Below are 694 nucleotides of genomic sequence, written 5' to 3' on the forward strand. Positions count from 1 at the left end.
ATGACTGAAGTCACGTGCTTCCGGACGCTTTAGGCGTCAGACTAAATATCGGCGGATACACCTGTAACTTAGGTGCGCAGTTATGCGCATTTTCCATGCCGGATACGGCAGATTCCCACATTGCAGGTAGTCCACTGTATATCTGCCTGCATTTATGCTATTCTTAAGTTCATTTCCGAACTGAGTTTTTTCAGATCTGCATAAACGCATGAGGTTCTACGCTTTACTGCAGGGACTTTTGCCTCCAGCAAAGACCTTTCCGTTACCGGAAGGGGTTTTAAAAGTTCTCTGATAAAATATCTTGCTCCTATATTGTACGATGCTGATAAGTCGCAATTATATCGTTTTCCTGTCTGGAATACACACAGGCTGTGGTTTCCCGGATCACGGGCAACTGTTCCTGTTCCATCATATGCAAGCCTGCTGGTGTTCCACGCACAGATCCTCGATATCCGCATCCCATTTCTATGTGCCTGATGTTCACAGCGTTTCTGGATATCCCGTTTTCTCCACAGATGCAGTTTCTGTTTCTTTTTCCCGGATATCTTTCCTTTTGTCTCCAGGTATTCGAAGACAATTATATCTGCACGGTTCTCTTTGGCATATTTTGTGATTGCTCCTGCAATCTTCCTGCCCAGTTCTATGTTCAGGCTTTTTGCATAAGCCCATCTGCTTTTCGCCTGTACAGATCCAT

The 694-nt window shown here is 45.0% G+C and carries 1 protein-coding gene; it reads right to left on the reverse strand.

Annotation, left to right across the window (positions count from 1 at the left end; all coding sequences use genetic code 11):
- Positions 1–152: 152 nt before the first annotated feature.
- On the reverse strand, positions 153–694 hold a 542-nt coding region (locus DWX28_RS05830; protein WP_243002349.1), incomplete at its 5' end, for an IS200/IS605 family accessory protein TnpB-related protein.

It is taken from the genome of Blautia sp. AF19-10LB, from assembly GCF_003461245.1.
GTDB lineage: Bacteria > Bacillota > Clostridia > Lachnospirales > Lachnospiraceae > Blautia_A > Blautia_A intestinihominis.